This is a genomic window from Saccharothrix syringae, assembly GCF_009498035.1.
Lineage (GTDB): Bacteria > Actinomycetota > Actinomycetes > Mycobacteriales > Pseudonocardiaceae > Actinosynnema > Actinosynnema syringae.
The window spans coordinates 1,918,070-1,932,432 of the sequence record NZ_CP034550.1 but is presented as its reverse complement, the minus strand read 5'-3'; the positions used below and the strand labels follow the sequence as shown (position 1 = coordinate 1,932,432).

Below are 14,363 nucleotides of genomic sequence, written 5' to 3'. Positions count from 1 at the left end.
GGGCTTCGTCACTTTCGGTTCACGCCGCCATCGCGAGTGGTCGGCGCCTTCCGACCGCGCGCTTCACCGCGCACCACCGGATTCGGGAGGTATCTGTGCTGGGATTACGCACGCGTGGCGCGCCCCTGGGAGCCGCCCTGGCGCTCGGGCTCGTCGCCACCGCGGCCACGGGGGTGGCCACCGCGGCACCGGGGGCACCGCCGCGGGCGGACGCAGGGCAGCGCACCGTCACCCTGATCACGGGTGACCAGGTCGTGCTGGGCGGTACGGGGGTCGACGCGCTGCGCGCCGCCCCCGGCCGCGAGGGGATCGGCTTCCAGACGTTCCGCCGGGACGGCGGGCTGCACGTCGTGCCGCAGGACGCGGCCCGCGCCGTCGCCGAGGGCCGGCTGGACCCGCGGCTGTTCGACGTCACCGGCCTGGTCGACGCGGGCTACGACGACGCCCACCGCGACACCGTGCCGCTCATCGTCACCGGCACGCCCGCCACCGGTCTCGGCGCGGCGACGGCGCTGCCCGCCGTGGGCGCGACGGCCGCGCAGGTGACCAAGGCCGAGGCCAACACCGCGTTCCGGGCCCTGCTCGCCGACCCCGGCGTGACCAGGATCTGGCTCGACGGCGTCCGCCGCCCGACCCTGGACCGCTCCACCGCCCAGATCGGCGCACCCGCCGCCTGGGAAGCCGGCTACACCGGCGAGGGCGTCAAGGTCGCCGTGCTCGACGGCGGCGTGGACGGAGAGCACCCCGACCTCAAGGGCCGGGAGGTCGCCGAGCAGAACTTCACCGACGCGCCCGACAACGTCGACCACGACGGCCACGGCACGCACGTCGCCGCCACGATCGCGAGCAACGACGCGAAGTACCGGGGCGTCGCCCCGGGCGCGGCCATCCTCGACGGCAAGGTCTGCCGGGACGGCGGCTGCCAGGAGTCCTGGATCCTCGCCGGCCTCCAGTGGGCCGTCGACCAGGGCGCCGACGTCGTCAACCTCAGCCTCGGCGGCCGCGACACGCCGCAGGTCGACCCGCTGGAGCAGGCCGTCAACGACCTGTCGGCCAAGACCGGCGCGCTGTTCGTCATCGCCGCGGGCAACTCCGGCTCCCCCGGCACCATCGGCTCGCCGGGCAGCGCCGACGCCGCCCTGACCGTGGGCGCGGTCGACCGGCAGGACGGCATCGCCCCGTTCTCCAGCCGCGGGCCCCGCACCGGCGACGGCGCCATCAAGCCCGACATCACCGCACCCGGCGTGGGCATCGCCGCGGCCAAGGCGTCCCAGGGCAACCTCGGCACCCCGGTCGACGACCGGCACGTGGCCCTGTCCGGCACCTCGATGGCCACCCCACACGTCGCCGGCGCCGCCGCCCTGCTCGCCCAGCAGCACCCCGACTGGACCGGCGCGCAGCTCAAGGCCGCCCTGATGGCCTCGGCCGCACCGAACCCGGCGCTGACCGCGTTCGACCAGGGCGCCGGGCGCGTCGACCTGGCCCGCGCCGTCACCGCCACCGTCGTCTCCGAGCCGGCCAGCGCCGGCCTGGGCGTGCAGCAGTGGCCGCACGACGACGACACCCCCCTCACCAAGGGCGTCACCTACCGCAACCTCGGCACCGAGCCGGTCACCCTCGACCTCTCCGTCGAGGCCGCGGGCCCGGACGGCGAACCCGCGCCCGCGGGCCTGTTCACCGTCACCCCGGCGCAAGTCACCGTGCAGGCGGGCGGCGAGGCCGCGGTGACCGTCACCGCCGACACCAGGGTCGGCACCCTCGACGGCGCGTACTCCGGCGCCGTGGTCGGCGGACCGGTGCGCACGCCCCTGGCCGTCACCCGCGAGGCCGAGAGCTACGACGTGGTGTTCGAGCACGTCGACACCGCGGGCAGGCCCGCCGCCGACTACTTCGGCACGGTGCTCGGCCTGGACAACCCCGCGTACGAGCTCCTGGGCGACCCCGACGGCAGCGTCACGGTCCGCCTGCCCAGGGGCGAGTACACCGCCCGCTCGGTGATCGCCAACGGCGAGCAGACCTCGGTGCTGTTCCAGCCCGCCCTCACCGTCGACCGCGACCACACCAGGTTCACCTTCGACGCCCGCGCCGCGAAGCCCTTCCGGGTCACCCCGCCGAACCCGGGCGCCGTCGGGGTCCTCGCCGACGTGGACGTCATCCGCGTCTTCGGCGGCCGGCCCACGACCATGGGCTACGCCTACCTGGGCGGCATCCCCGACGACCTGACCGTGGGCCACCTCGGCCCGCGCCTGCCCGACGACGAGCTGACCTCGGCGATCGGCGCCCAGTTCCGCGCCGAACCCGCCGGCGGGACGCCGGAGAACTACCGGTTCCGGTGGGCCGAGCGCGGCGCGGCGCCCACGGGCTTCACCCGCGCGCCCGCCGAGCGCGAGCTGGCCGAGGTGCGCACGTCGTTCGGGCCGGGCGACCCCGCCGCCGAGCACCTGCACGGCGGCGTGGGCTTCGTCGCGGGCGGCACCGGCGGCTGGGCGGCGCTGTTCCCGGTCACCCCGGGCGGCGGGGCGGTCGACCACGTCAACGTGGACGGGACCACGTGGCGCTGGACGAAGACGGAGTGGGGCGCCAGCGGTCCCGTCGTCGACTACCAGTCGGCGGAGCGCACCTACCGCGCGGGGCGCACCTACCGCGAGCGGTTCGGCTTCCCGGTGTTCGGCCCGGGCCTGCCCGACTCGCCGTACGTCTACCTGGGCCGGGCGGGCGACCGGCTGGTGGCGCAGGTGCCGCTGGTCGACGACGCCGCCGACAACCTCGGCTCGTCGGTCTACCGGTCCGGCCGCACCGCGCTGCACCGCGACGGCGAGCCGGTCGGCGAGACCGCCCACCCGTACGGCGAGTTCACCGTGCCGCCCGGCGCGGCCGACTACCGGCTGGAGCAGGAGGTGGTCCGGGACCCGGCGCTGTTCGAGTTCGCCACCCGGGTCGACGGGGCCTGGACGTTCCGCTCCGGCACCGTCCCCGGCGATCAGGTGCGCCGGCTGCCGCTGTCGGTGGTGCGGTTCACCCCCGCGCTCGACGCCTCGGGCGGCACGCCCGCCGGGCGCCTGCTCCGCGTGCCGCTGACCGTGCGGCAGCAGGGGGGCGCCGACAACGGCCGGGTCCGGCGGCTCCGGGTCGAGGTGTCGTTCGACGACGGCAGGAGCTGGGCGGCCGTGCCCGTCGCGGGCGGCGCCGCGCTGATCCGCAACCCGAACGCGGCCGGGTACGCCTCGCTGCGCGCGAGCGGCGCCGACAGCAGGGGCAACACCTTCCGGCACACCGTGATCCGCGCCTACAAGATCAGGTGACGGGCGGGGGCGTCCGCTCCCCGGAGTGGACGCCCCCGTCTCAACCGGCGAAGCGGACAGCGACCGCGGTGGTGCGTTCGGGTGGCGCAACTCCCCTCGAAGGGACGCTGCCCCCACCCCGAACGGGTGGCTAGCGTCGAGGGCCGTTGGGGGGCTTCGTCACTTCCGGTTCACCGCCACCGCGGGTCTGCGGTGCCTTCCGACCGCGCGACACCCACGCGCCACCCATCGGAGGTACCTGTGTTCAGACCACGGAAGCGCGGCGCGGCCCTGGTGGCCGCAGTCCTGGCGGCGGGGCTCACCACCCCGGCCGCACCGGCCGCACCCGCAGCACCACCCGCGACGTCCGGGGCGCCCGCCGAAGCGCCGCGGACGGTCACCCTGATCACCGGCGACCGGGTCGTGGTGACCGGCGCCGCGGTCGGCGCGTTCCAGCCCGGCCCCGGCCGCGAGGGCGTCGTCGTCCACTCCACCCTGCGCGACGGCCGGCTGCAGGTCGTGCCCGAGGACGCGCTCAAGGGCATCGCGGCCGGGCGGCTGGACCCGCGGCTGTTCGACGTCACCGGCCTGATCGAGGCCGGCTACGACGACGCCCACCGCGACACCGTGCCGCTCATCGTCACCGGCACGCCCACCGCCGGCCTCGGCGCGACGACGGCGCTGCCCGCCGCCGGCGCGGTGGCCGCCGAGCCCGCCAAGGCCGAGGCCGGCGCCGCGTTCCGGGACCTGCTCGCCGACCCGGGCGTGACCAAGGTCTGGCTCGACGGCGTGCTGCGCCCCACCCTGGACCGCTCCACCGCCCAGATCGGCGCGCCCACCGCGTGGCGGTCGGGCCTGACCGGCAAGGGCGTCAAGGTCGCCGTGCTCGACGGCGGCGTCGACGGCGACCACCCCGACCTCAAGGGCCGCGAGATCGCCGAGCGGAACTTCACCGACGCGCCCGACAACGTCGACCACGACGGCCACGGCACCCACGTCGCCGCCACCATCGCGAGCAACGACGCGAAGTACCGGGGCGTCGCGCCCGGCGCGGCCATCCTCGACGGCAAGGTCTGCCGGGACGGCGGCTGCCAGGAGTCCTCGGTGCTCGCGGGCATGCAGTGGGCCGTCGACCAGGGCGCCGACATCGTCAACCTCAGCCTCGGCGGCTACGACTCGCCGGGCGTGGACCCGATGGAGGAGGCGGTCAACCGCCTGTCCGACGAGACCGGCACGCTGTTCGTCGTCGCCGCGGGCAACTCCGGTCGGGCCAAGACCGTCGACTCGCCGGGCAGCGCGGACGCGGCGCTCACCGTCGGCGCGGTGCGCCGCGACGACGACCTCGCGTACTTCTCCAGCCGCGGCCCCCGCACCGGCGACGGCGCGGTCAAGCCCGACATCACCGCGCCCGGCGTGAACATCGTCGCGGCCAAGGCGTCCCAGGGCACCATCGGCACCCCGGTCGGCCGCCGGCACGTGTCCCTGTCCGGCACCTCGATGGCCACCCCGCACGTCGCCGGCGCCGCCGCCCTGCTCGCCCAGCAGCACCCCGACTGGACCGGCGCCCGGATCAAGTCGGTGCTGATGGCCTCGGCCAGGCCGAACCCGGCGCTGACCGTGTTCGAGCAGGGCACGGGCCGGGTGGACCTGACCCGCGCGATCACCGCCACCGTCGGCGCCCGGCCGGTGAGCCTCGCCTTCGGCGAGCAGCAGTGGCCGCACCAGGACGACGCCCCGGTCACCAAGACCGTCACCTACCGCAACAGCGGCCCGCAGCCCGTCACCTTCGACCTCGCGGTCGACCTGCGCGGCCCCGACGGCAGGCCCGCGCCCGCGGGCTTGGTCACCGTCACCCCGGCGACGGTCACCGTCCCGGCCGGCGGCGAGGCCGCCGTGGCGGTCACCGCGGACACCAGGGTCGGCACCACCGACGGCCTGTTCGCCGGTGCCGTGGTCGGCGGGCCCACCCGCACCCCGCTGAGCCTGGCCCGCGAGGTCGAGAGCTACGACGTGTCGGTCGCGCACCTGGACGCGGAGGGCAACCCCGCCCCGGACCACACCACCGCGCTGGTGGGCATGGACAACGACGTCTACACCTCGCTGTACGACTTCGACGGCACCGCCACCGCGCGCGTGCCCAAGGGCGAGTACATGGCGCGCACGGTCGTGCGCACCGGCAACCGCACCGCGGTGCTCGCCCGGCCGAGCATGACCGTCGACGCCGACCACACCCTGTTCACCTTCGACGCCCGGACGGCCGCGCCGATCGACATCACCCCGCCCGCGGCGGGCGCGACGCCGGCGATCGGCGACATCAACGTCTCACGCCTGCTCAACGGCAGGCGCGTGGTGCTCAACACGGCCTTCCTGTCCGGTTTCGTGGACATGTCCATCGGCCACGTCGGCCCGGTCCTCACCGACGACGAGCTGACCGTCTCGGTCGGCGCGCAGTACCAGGCGCCGCCGGTCGACGGCACCGCGGTGAACTACCGGTTCCGCTGGGTCGAGCGGGGCGAGGTGCCCACCGGGTTCACCCGCGCGCCCACCGAGGACGAGCTGGCCGAGGTGCGCACCACCTTCGCGCCCGCCCCGGCCGACCGCCAGCACCTGCACAGCGGCAACGCCAGCCCGCCGGACGGCTCGGGCGGCTGGTCGGCGCTGCTGACCGTGCCCGGCGGCGGCGCCGTGGTCGACCACATCACCACCGACGAGCTGACCTGGGGCTGGTCCTACCTGCGGCTGTCGCCCCAGTACCGGTCCGAGGCCGACTACTCCTCCTACGACCGCACCTACCAGCGGGACGGCCGGTACGCGGAGCGGTTCCTGTTCCCGGTCATGGGCCCCGGCCTGTCCGCCCTGCCCGCCACCTACCTCGGCCTGGACCGGGACCGGGTGACCGCGCAGGTGCCGCTGTTCAACGACCGCGACGGCAACCTGGGCCGCGGCAGCGCCGAGTCCGCCCGCACCGCGCTCTACCGCGACGGCAGGCTGGTCGGCCTGGCCCACGACCAGGTCGGCCAGTTCACCGTGGAGCCCGGCGAGGCCCGCTACCGGGTCGAGCAGGACATCGCCCGCGACCCGACCGGGTTCGAGCTGGGCACCCGGGCGAGCGGGGCGTGGACGTTCCGCACGGACGTCCTGCCCGCCGGGCAGGGCAAGCGGCTGCCGCTGTCGGTGGTGCGGTTCACCCCCGAGCTCGACGCCTCGGGCGGCACGCCCGCCGGGCGCCTGCTGCGCGTGCCGCTGACCGTGGAGCAGCAGCAGGGGGCGGACAACGGCGAGGTGGGCCGCATCCGGGTCGAGGTGTCGTTCGACGACGGCAAGAGCTGGGCGGCCGTGCCCGTCGCGGGCGGCGCCGCGCTCGTCCGCAGCCCGAACGCGGCCGGCTACGCCTCGCTGCGCGCGAGCGGCACCGACAGCAAGGGCAACACCTTCGAGCAGACCCTGATCCGCGCCTACGAGATCACGAAGTGAGGTGCGCGTGCCGGGAGGGTCGCCCCTCCCGGCACGTCACCACGTGTCCTTGCGGAAGATCGAGCCGGTGCCCTCGTCCGGGTCCTCGTCCACCGGGGGCCGGCGCGCGGGCCGCGCCTGCGGCGGCTGCTGCTGGAACGGCGGCTGCTGGGCGGGCGGCTGCTGGGCGGGCGGCGGCGGGGGCTGCCGCGGTGCCGACTGGAGGAACCCGCCCTGCGGCTGCTGCTGCGGCGGCGGGAAGCCGGGCGGCGGCGCCTGCACCGGTGGCGTGGCGGAGACACCGAGCTGCGCCGGGTCGATCGAGCTGTCCTCCAGCAGCGGCGCGGCCAGGCCCTGCACCTGCTGGGCCGCCGCCGACGATGCCTGGAAGACCACCTGCAGCAGGCTCGACGCGAGCTGCCGGCCGCCGCCGCGCAGCGCGCGGTCGTCGATCCTGAGGTCCACCAGCTGGCCGTTGGCGGTCACGGTCGCGGTCAGCGCCCCGTCCGGCGACTGCCTGGTCACGCGCAGGTTCGCCAGCTGCCCCTGCAGCTCGTCGGCCTGCTGCTGCTTCTGCGCGGCGAGCCGGGTGAGCCGTTCCAGCTTCTGCTCCAGGTCTTCCCGCATCGCACACACCCCCGATCCCGTGTAGGTGTCCGGGTGGCAGGCTAGTGCACCGAACGGAGGAGCATCCGCGGATCCGGTGGAACCGAGGCGGGCCGCCCGCCGTCGGAGCAACCGCCAGGGAAAGGGGGCGCGATGACCGCCAAGTTCGACGTCAGGCTCGACGGCATCCTGGAGTTCGCCGGCACCTCGGAGCGGCGGGGGGAGCGGTTCGACGAGGTCGTGGCCGCGCTGGAGGCCGCCCGGGTCGGCCGCGAGTCGTTCGGCAAGATGCCGTCCAGCGGTGAGATCTACTCGACCTACGAGGAGCGGGTCAACTCGACGTTGGCCGACCTCAAGGAGTGCGCCGAGGCGATGCGCGACATCGCCGAGTCGGTGCGCGACACCTCGCAGGAGTACCGGAACCTCGACACCGGGCTCGGCGAGGTCATGGACAGGATCTCCCAGGCCATGTCCGGTATCCAGGCACCGAAGGTGGGCGGATGAGCCCCAGCACGACCGTCGAGGTCAACAACAAGATCGAGACCTTCCTCAACGGGTGCCCCGGCCCGGTCCAGGGCATCATCCGGCCGCTGCTCAACCCGCTGCTGGAGGCCATCGACTGGGTCGCGGGCGACCCCGACGACCTGATCCGGGCCGCGGACGCGTGGGAGAAGGCCGCCACCGACATCCGCGCGATCGTGTCCGACGAGGCGAGTGCCCGGCAGAGCGTCACCGGCGTGTGGCAGGGGCCCGCGGCGGACAAGTTCAACGCCAAGCTCACCGAGATCGAGGAGCAGGTCAACCAGCTCGCCCAGAACGTGCAGGACACCTCGGGCATGCTGGTGGAGGCCGCCAAGGGCTGCGTCGACTCGGCCAACCTGATCATCGACCTCATCATCGACCTGATCATGATGCTGGTGACCGACCTGCTGGTCAGCCTCTCGCTGTCGGTGATCAGCTTCGGCGCCTCGCTGGCCGCGGGCGCCGCCGCGGCCGCCGCGAAGGCCGCCGCCACGCTGGGCAAGGTCATGAGGATCGTGCAGAAGCTGGCCGACCTGCTGATGAAGCTGTCGAACATGCTGCGCAAGCTCGCCGAGGCCGCGAAGGCGTACAAGGAGGGCCTGAAGGCGATCAAGGCCCTGAAGAAGGCCGCGGGCACCTTCAGCAAGGAGGGCATCGCGCTGGGCGTGATGAAGTCGGTCTACACCGCGCCGGTGCGCATCCCGCTCGGCAAGGTGCTGGGCGAGTCGGTGCCGGGCGGGCCGGCGGGCGGCGTGTTCAACATGGGCAAGGACGTCTACAACTACGCCACGGACGACGACTGATGCCGTTGGTCGACGACCTGCGGGTGTGGGGCGACGAGGCCCGGGCGGCGCTGCCGCCCGACGAGGCCCTGCTCGCCCTCGCCTCGGTCGGCGTGGCCTACGGCGCGCGCGGCGGGGCCGGACCGGACTTCTGGACCACCCCGGTGGGCCGGGCGACCGACCGGCTGGCCCGCGCCGTGCCCACCGAGGGCTGGGTCGGCCGGGCCGTGGCCGGGATCGGCGGCGTCGCGTTCGCCGCGCCGTCGCTCGACCTGCCCGCGGACTTCCCGGAGCGCTGGATCGGCGGCCGCACCTGCCTCGGGCCCGCCGGGTCCCTGGCCAGGCAGGTCGAGGCCGCCGCCACCGGGCACAGCTTCCTGGCCGTGACCGCGCGGCGCCTGGTGGTGCTGCACAAGCGGGGCGAGCGGCTGGAGCGGGCGTGGGCGGCGCCGCGCGAGGCCGTGGTGGCCGCCCGGCGCCGCCCCCGCCTGCTCGCGCGGGGGCGGTTCGGCCTGGTCTTCCGGGACGGCTCGTGGATCGTGCTCGGCACGTTCGGCGCGCACGTCGGCAGCGCCCACGCCAAGCGGGTCGTCGCGGCCCTGGCTACGGCAGGTTCGTGACCAGCTCGGCGGCCGGCACCCGGGTGCCCGTGTAGAACGGGACCTCCTCGCGCACGTGGCGGCGCGCGTCGGTGGCGCGCAGGTGCCGCATCAGGTCGACGATGCGGTGCAGCTCGTCGGCCTCGAAGGCGAGGATCCACTCGTAGTCGCCGAGCGCGAACGACGCGACCGTGTTGGCCCGCACGTCCGGGTAGTCCCGGGCCTCCTTGCCGTGCTCGGCGAGCATCCTGCGGCGCTCCTCGTCCGGCAGCAGGTACCACTCGTAGGACCGCACGAACGGGTACACGCAGACGTACTTGCGCGGCTCCTCGCCCGCCAGGAACGCCGGGATGTGGCTGCGGTTGAACTCCGCGGGCCGGTGCAGCGCGAACTGGCTCCACACCGGCGTGCTCGCGCGGCCCAGCGCGGTGCGGCGGAACCCGGTGTACGCCTGCTGGACCTGCTCGACCTCCTCGGCGTGCCACCAGACCATGAAGTCGGCGTCCGCGCGCAGGCCCGCCAGGTCGTACACGCCGCGCACCACGACGCCCTTGGCCTCCAGGCCGTCCAGGTACTCCTGGGCCTCCGCGGCGGCCGGGCCCCGGTCGTCGGGCAGGCGCCCCGGTTCGACCCGGAAGACCGACCAGGCGGTGTAGCGGATGGTGTCGTTGAGCTCGGTGTAGTTCAAGCGGGACATGGGCCCCATCCTCTCATCCGCGCTGTTCAGCGCACCCCGCCGAGCACGTGTGCGGCGACACGTGCGGCCGCCGCGCCCGCCGTGGCGATGCACGCCGGGATGCCGACGCCGTGCAGCGCGGCGCCCGCCACGGCCAGCCCGGGCACCCGCGCGACCTCGTCCTCGACCTCCCGCACCAGGTCCACGTGGCCCACCCCGTACTGCGGCAGGCCGCCGCCCCAGCGGGTGACCACCGCGTCGACCGGCGCCGCGGTCACGCCGGTCAGCCGGGCCAGGTCGGCGCGGACGGCCGCGACCAGCTCGTCGTCGTCGCGCCGGAGCAGGTGGGCCTCGCCGTGCCTGCCGACGCTGCCGCGCACCAGCACCGGGTCGCCGCCCAGGTGGGCCCACTTGCGGCTGGAGAAGGTGAACGCCTTGGCGGTGAACGGGGTGCCGTCGGGCGCGCGTTCGCCCTCGGCCAGCAGCACGCCGGAGCGGTCGGGCAGCGCGGTGCCGGGCGGCAGGGCCAGCGCCACCACCGCCATGGACGCCAGCTCGACCTCGCCGAGGCGGCGGGACGCGGCGGGCGCGACGTCGGCGAGCAGCTTGCGCGCGGCGGGCGCGGGCACGGCCAGCACCACGCCGTCGACGTCCAGGTGCGCCGGCGCGGCGGCCGAACCGATCTCCAGGCGCCAGCCGCGCCCCCGGCGGAGCAGGCGGCGCACCGGCAGGCCCAGCCGCACCCGCGCGCCGGAGACCTCGGCCAGCCGCGTCACCAGGGTCGACAGGCCGTCGCGCAGCGTGCCGAAGACCGGCGGTCGGGTGACCCCCGGCCGGGGGGGCGCGGGCATGCTCGTCGCGGCGGCGGCCAGCAGCGAGCCGACGCCCGAGTCCAGCGCCTCGGCCAGTTGCGGCATGGTGGCGCGCAGGCCCAGGTGCCCGGTGCGGCCCGCGTACACACCGCCCAGCAGCGGCCCGACCAGGCGGGCGTCCACCTCGGGGCCGAAGCGCTCGGTCAGCAGCGCGCCCACGGCCACGTCCGCGCCGTCCAGCCGGATCGGGGGCAGCGACGGTTCGCCCGCGACCCGGCGCAGGCCCTCCGGCGACAGCACGTCGCGCACGGCCTCCACCGAAGCGGGGACACCCATCAGGGTGCGCCCGGGGATGGCGCGCAGGGCGCCGCCCGCCTGGATGCCCGACGGCGCGCCGGTCGGGTGCACGAGCTGGTCGGCCAGCCCCAGCTCGGCGACCAGGTCGGCGGCCTCGGGGCGGCGGCGCAGGAACGCCTCCGCGCCCACGTCGTAGGGCCGCCCGCCGACCTCGACCGTGCGCAGCTTGCCGCCCGGCCGGTCGGCCTGCTCGACCACGGTCAGCTCCGCGTCCGGGCCGAGCAGGTGCCGCAGCCGGTGCGCGGCGGCCAGGCCCGAGATCCCGCCGCCGACCACCGCGACCCGCACCGCGCTCACCCCGCCCGGTGCACCAGCTCGACGGCCCGGGTGATCACGTCCGGGTCGGTGTCGGGCAGCACGCCGTGGCCGAGGTTGAAGATGTGGCCCGCGGCGGCCTCGCCCTCGCGCTTGATGCGGTCGACCTCCCGCTCCAGCGCGGGCAGCCCGGCGAACAGCAGCGCCGGGTCGAGGTTGCCCTGGACCACCGGCTTGGGCAGGTGCGGGGCGGCCGCCTCCAGCCGCCGGACCGCCACGTCCAGCGGGGTGCGCCAGTCGACCCCGACCACGTCCGCGCCCGCCTCGCGCATCGCGGGCAGCAGCTCGGAGGTGCCGACGCCGAAGTGGATGCGCGGCACGGTGGTGACGCTGCCGAGCACCCTCGCCGAGTGCGGCAGGACGAACTCGCGGTAGTCGCGCTCGGACAGCGCGCCCGCCCACGAGTCGAACAGCTGGACCGCCTTGACGCCCGCCGCGACCTGCACGCGCAGGAACTCGGCGGTGATGCCGGCGAGCTTGTCCAGCAGGGCGTGCCACAGGTCGGGGTCGCCGTGCATGAGCGCCTTGGTGCGCTCGTGGTGCTTGCTGGGGCCGCCCTCGACCAGGTAGGAGGCGAGGGTGAACGGGGCGCCCGCGAACCCGATCAGCGGCACGTCGCCCAGCTCGCGGTTGAGCAGCCCCACGGCCTCGGCCACCGGCGCGACCTGCTCCTCGTGCAGCTCGGGCAGCGCGTCGACGTCGGCGCGCGTGGTCACCGGCCGGGCCACCACCGGGCCGGTGCCGGCCACGATGTCCAGGTCGACGCCCGCGGCCTTGAGCGGCACGACGATGTCGGAGAACAGGATCGCGCCGTCCACGCCGTGCCTGCGCACCGGCTGGAGGGTGATCTCGCAGACCAGCTCCGGGTCCATGCAGGCGTCCAGCATCGCGGTGCCCGCGCGGACCTTGCGGTACTCCGGCAGCGAGCGGCCCGCCTGGCGCATGAACCAGACCGGGGTCCGGGACGGCCGGCCGCCGCGCGCGGCCACGAGCAACGGGGCTTCGGTGATGTCGTTCATCTCGTCCGCCATCGTCCCACGGGGCGGTCGGCGGGCGCCCCGAGGTCCCCGGGGTCCGGCGTGCCGCGCTCACGATGCGCGGTCCCGGGGCCTACAGTCCGTAGGTGTGACGGAGCCCGAACTGTTCCGGCGTGCGGTCGCGACGCTCAGGTCGGTGCGGACCCGACCGGAGCTGGAGCTGACCGAGGTGCGCCCGCCGCAGCGGCTGGCGCCGTGGGCCTTCGCGCTGACCGCGGAGGTGACCGGGCCCGGCGACGAGCTGTCCACCGGGCGGCTGGTGCTGCTGCACGACCCGGAGGGCGTCGAGGCGTGGGCCGGCGTGTTCCGGCTGGTGGCCTACGTGCGGGTGGAGCTGGACGCCGAGCTGGCCGCCGACCCGCTGCTGCCCGAGGTCGGCTGGTCGTGGCTGGCCGAGGCGCTGGAGGTGGCGGGCGCGGAGTTCCTGGCCCTGGGCGGCACGGTGACCCAGACCTCCTCGGCCCGGTTCGGCGACATCGCGGGCCCGGCCCGCACCGACGACCTGGAGCTGCGCGCCTCCTGGACCGCCCGCACCGCCGACCTGGCCGCCCACGGCACCGCGTTCTACGACCTGATGGCCACCGCCGTGGGCCTGCCCCCCATCGGCGTCACCACCCTGCGCTAGCCGCCCCCGAACGCAGAACTCACCGTTCCCGAACGTTCGACACGCCGGTCCCGAACGTTCGACACGCGCGAGTCGAACGTTCAGGGCCCTCGTGTCGAACCTTCGGGGCCGGTGAGTTCCACGTTCAGGGCCGTCAGTCGTCGTTGTCGCGCAGGACCCGCAGGGCGTTGCGGCCGGCGAGCTTGGCGCAGTCGTCCTCGCTCCACCCGCGGTCGAGCAGCGCGGCGAACAGGTCCGGGTAGCAGGAGACGTCGCCCATGCCCTCCGGCAGGGCGGTCACGCCGTCGTAGTCGCCGCCCAGCCCGATGTGGTCGACCCCGGCCACCTCGCGGGCGTGCTCCACGTGCGCGACCACGTCGTCGAGGGTCACCCGCGGCGCGGGCTCGGGCCAGCCGGCCTGGAACCGGTGGCGCGCCTCCAGGTCGTTGTGGCTCTCCCCGGCCTCGTGCATGGCCTCCTTGAGGCGGGCGTCCCAGGCCGCGTGGGCCGCGGAGACGAACTGGGGCACGAAGGTGACCATCAGGACCCCGCCGTTGCCCGCCAGGCGCTCCAGGACGTCGTCGGGCGCGTTGCGGGGGTGGTCGGCGACGGCCCGGCAGGAGGAGTGGCTGAACACGACCGGCCGGGAGGTGGTGTCCAGGGCGTCGCGCATGGTGGACGGTGCCACGTGCGACAGGTCGACCAGCATGCCGATCCGGTTCATCTCCCGCACGACCTCGCGCCCGAAGTCGGTCAGGCCGCCGTGGACGGGCTCGTCGGTGGCCGAGTCGGCCCACGGGGTGTTCTCGTTGTGCGTGAGGGTCATGTAGCGCACGCCCAGCCGGCGCAGGGCGCGCAACACGCCCAGCGAGCCGTTGATGGAGTGTCCGCCCTCCGCGCCGATCAGCGAGGCTATCCGCCCGTCCGCGAACGCCCGTTCGGCCTCGTCCGCCGTCGTGGCCAGGCGGAGGTGGTCGGGGTAGCGGGCGGCGAGGTGGTGGACCAACTCCACTTGCTCCAGCACGGCGGTGACGGCTGCGTCGCCCGCCAGTCGGCACGGGACCCAGACGGACCAGAACTGCATCCCCAACCGGCCCTCGCGGGCGCGCACCAGGTCGGTCTGCAGGGCGGGCTGCCGCGTCGTCAGGTCGACGACCGAAGCTGTCACCACGGGGTCACCGGGCGTTGACTTTTCACTGATTTGCCCGGACAGCGCCAGGTCCCGCAGCGCCCACGGCAGGTCGTTGTGACCGTCCACGAGGGGGGTGCGTGCCAGCAGTTCCTCGGCCTCGTCCCGACGTGTGGTGCTCACCACGGGC

At 75.3% G+C, this 14,363-nt stretch carries 11 protein-coding genes; 6 read left to right on the top strand and 5 right to left on the bottom strand.

Features of this window, described 5'->3' with window-relative positions:
* Window positions 1-95: 95 nt before the first annotated feature.
* Window positions 96-3,302, top strand: coding sequence for a S8 family serine peptidase (locus tag EKG83_RS09170; RefSeq protein ID WP_051766285.1), 3,207 nt, complete (start codon window positions 96-98; stop codon window positions 3,300-3,302).
* Window positions 3,303-3,542: 240 nt separating this feature from the next.
* Complete coding sequence (locus EKG83_RS09165) at window positions 3,543-6,755, top strand: S8 family serine peptidase (RefSeq protein ID WP_051766284.1); 3,213 nt, start codon at window positions 3,543-3,545, stop codon at window positions 6,753-6,755.
* A 36-nt stretch (window positions 6,756-6,791) separates the two neighbouring features.
* Here EKG83_RS09165 and EKG83_RS47560 read toward each other — a convergent pair whose 3' ends face one another.
* Window positions 6,792-7,361 (bottom strand): YbaB/EbfC family nucleoid-associated protein, encoded by a 570-nt coding sequence (locus EKG83_RS47560; protein ID WP_033432580.1) that lies wholly within the window; start codon window positions 7,359-7,361, stop codon window positions 6,792-6,794.
* Window positions 7,362-7,493: 132 nt separating this feature from the next.
* Between EKG83_RS47560 and EKG83_RS09155 the strand changes: the two genes are divergently transcribed.
* Genes EKG83_RS09155 through EKG83_RS09145 form a run of 3 tightly spaced genes read left to right on the top strand, consistent with a single transcriptional unit; the run spans window position 7,494 to window position 9,264 of the window.
* Window positions 7,494-7,844 carry a hypothetical protein gene (locus EKG83_RS09155; RefSeq protein WP_033432579.1) on the top strand — a complete coding sequence of 117 codons (351 nt, stop codon included), beginning with the start codon at window positions 7,494-7,496 and terminating at the stop codon, window positions 7,842-7,844.
* A complete protein-coding gene (locus tag EKG83_RS09150; protein WP_033432578.1) occupies window positions 7,841-8,665 on the top strand; it encodes a WXG100 family type VII secretion target in 825 nt (274 codons plus the stop codon). The genes EKG83_RS09155 and EKG83_RS09150 overlap by 4 nt, the downstream gene beginning before the upstream one ends.
* Entirely contained in the window at window positions 8,665-9,264 is a 600-nt protein-coding gene (locus tag EKG83_RS09145) for a hypothetical protein (RefSeq protein ID WP_033432577.1), read from the top strand. The genes EKG83_RS09150 and EKG83_RS09145 overlap by 1 nt, the downstream gene beginning before the upstream one ends.
* Here EKG83_RS09145 and hemQ read toward each other — a convergent pair.
* The 3 genes from hemQ to hemE are packed head-to-tail and all read right to left on the bottom strand — an operon-like array spanning window position 9,248 to window position 12,434.
* On the bottom strand, window positions 9,248-9,940 hold the full coding sequence (hemQ, locus tag EKG83_RS09140; protein WP_033432576.1) for a hydrogen peroxide-dependent heme synthase: 693 nt from the start codon (window positions 9,938-9,940) through the stop codon (window positions 9,248-9,250). The two genes, EKG83_RS09145 and hemQ, sit on opposite strands and share 17 nt — an antisense overlap.
* Before the next feature lie 26 nt (window positions 9,941-9,966).
* A complete protein-coding gene (hemG, locus tag EKG83_RS09135; protein ID WP_153277962.1) occupies window positions 9,967-11,385 on the bottom strand; it encodes a protoporphyrinogen oxidase in 1,419 nt (472 codons plus the stop codon).
* Window positions 11,382-12,434, bottom strand: coding sequence for a uroporphyrinogen decarboxylase (hemE, locus tag EKG83_RS09130; protein WP_033432575.1), 1,053 nt, complete (start codon window positions 12,432-12,434; stop codon window positions 11,382-11,384). Before hemE ends, hemG begins: the two co-directional genes overlap by 4 nt.
* A 94-nt stretch (window positions 12,435-12,528) precedes the next feature.
* Between hemE and EKG83_RS09125 the strand changes: the two genes are divergently transcribed.
* Entirely contained in the window at window positions 12,529-13,065 is a 537-nt protein-coding gene (locus EKG83_RS09125; protein ID WP_033432574.1) for a DUF3000 domain-containing protein, read from the top strand.
* 133 nt (window positions 13,066-13,198) lie between these two features.
* Here EKG83_RS09125 and EKG83_RS09120 read toward each other — a convergent pair whose 3' ends face one another.
* Window positions 13,199-14,356, bottom strand: coding sequence for a dipeptidase (locus EKG83_RS09120; RefSeq protein WP_033432618.1), 1,158 nt, complete (start codon window positions 14,354-14,356; stop codon window positions 13,199-13,201).
* Window positions 14,357-14,363 lie beyond the last annotated feature (7 nt).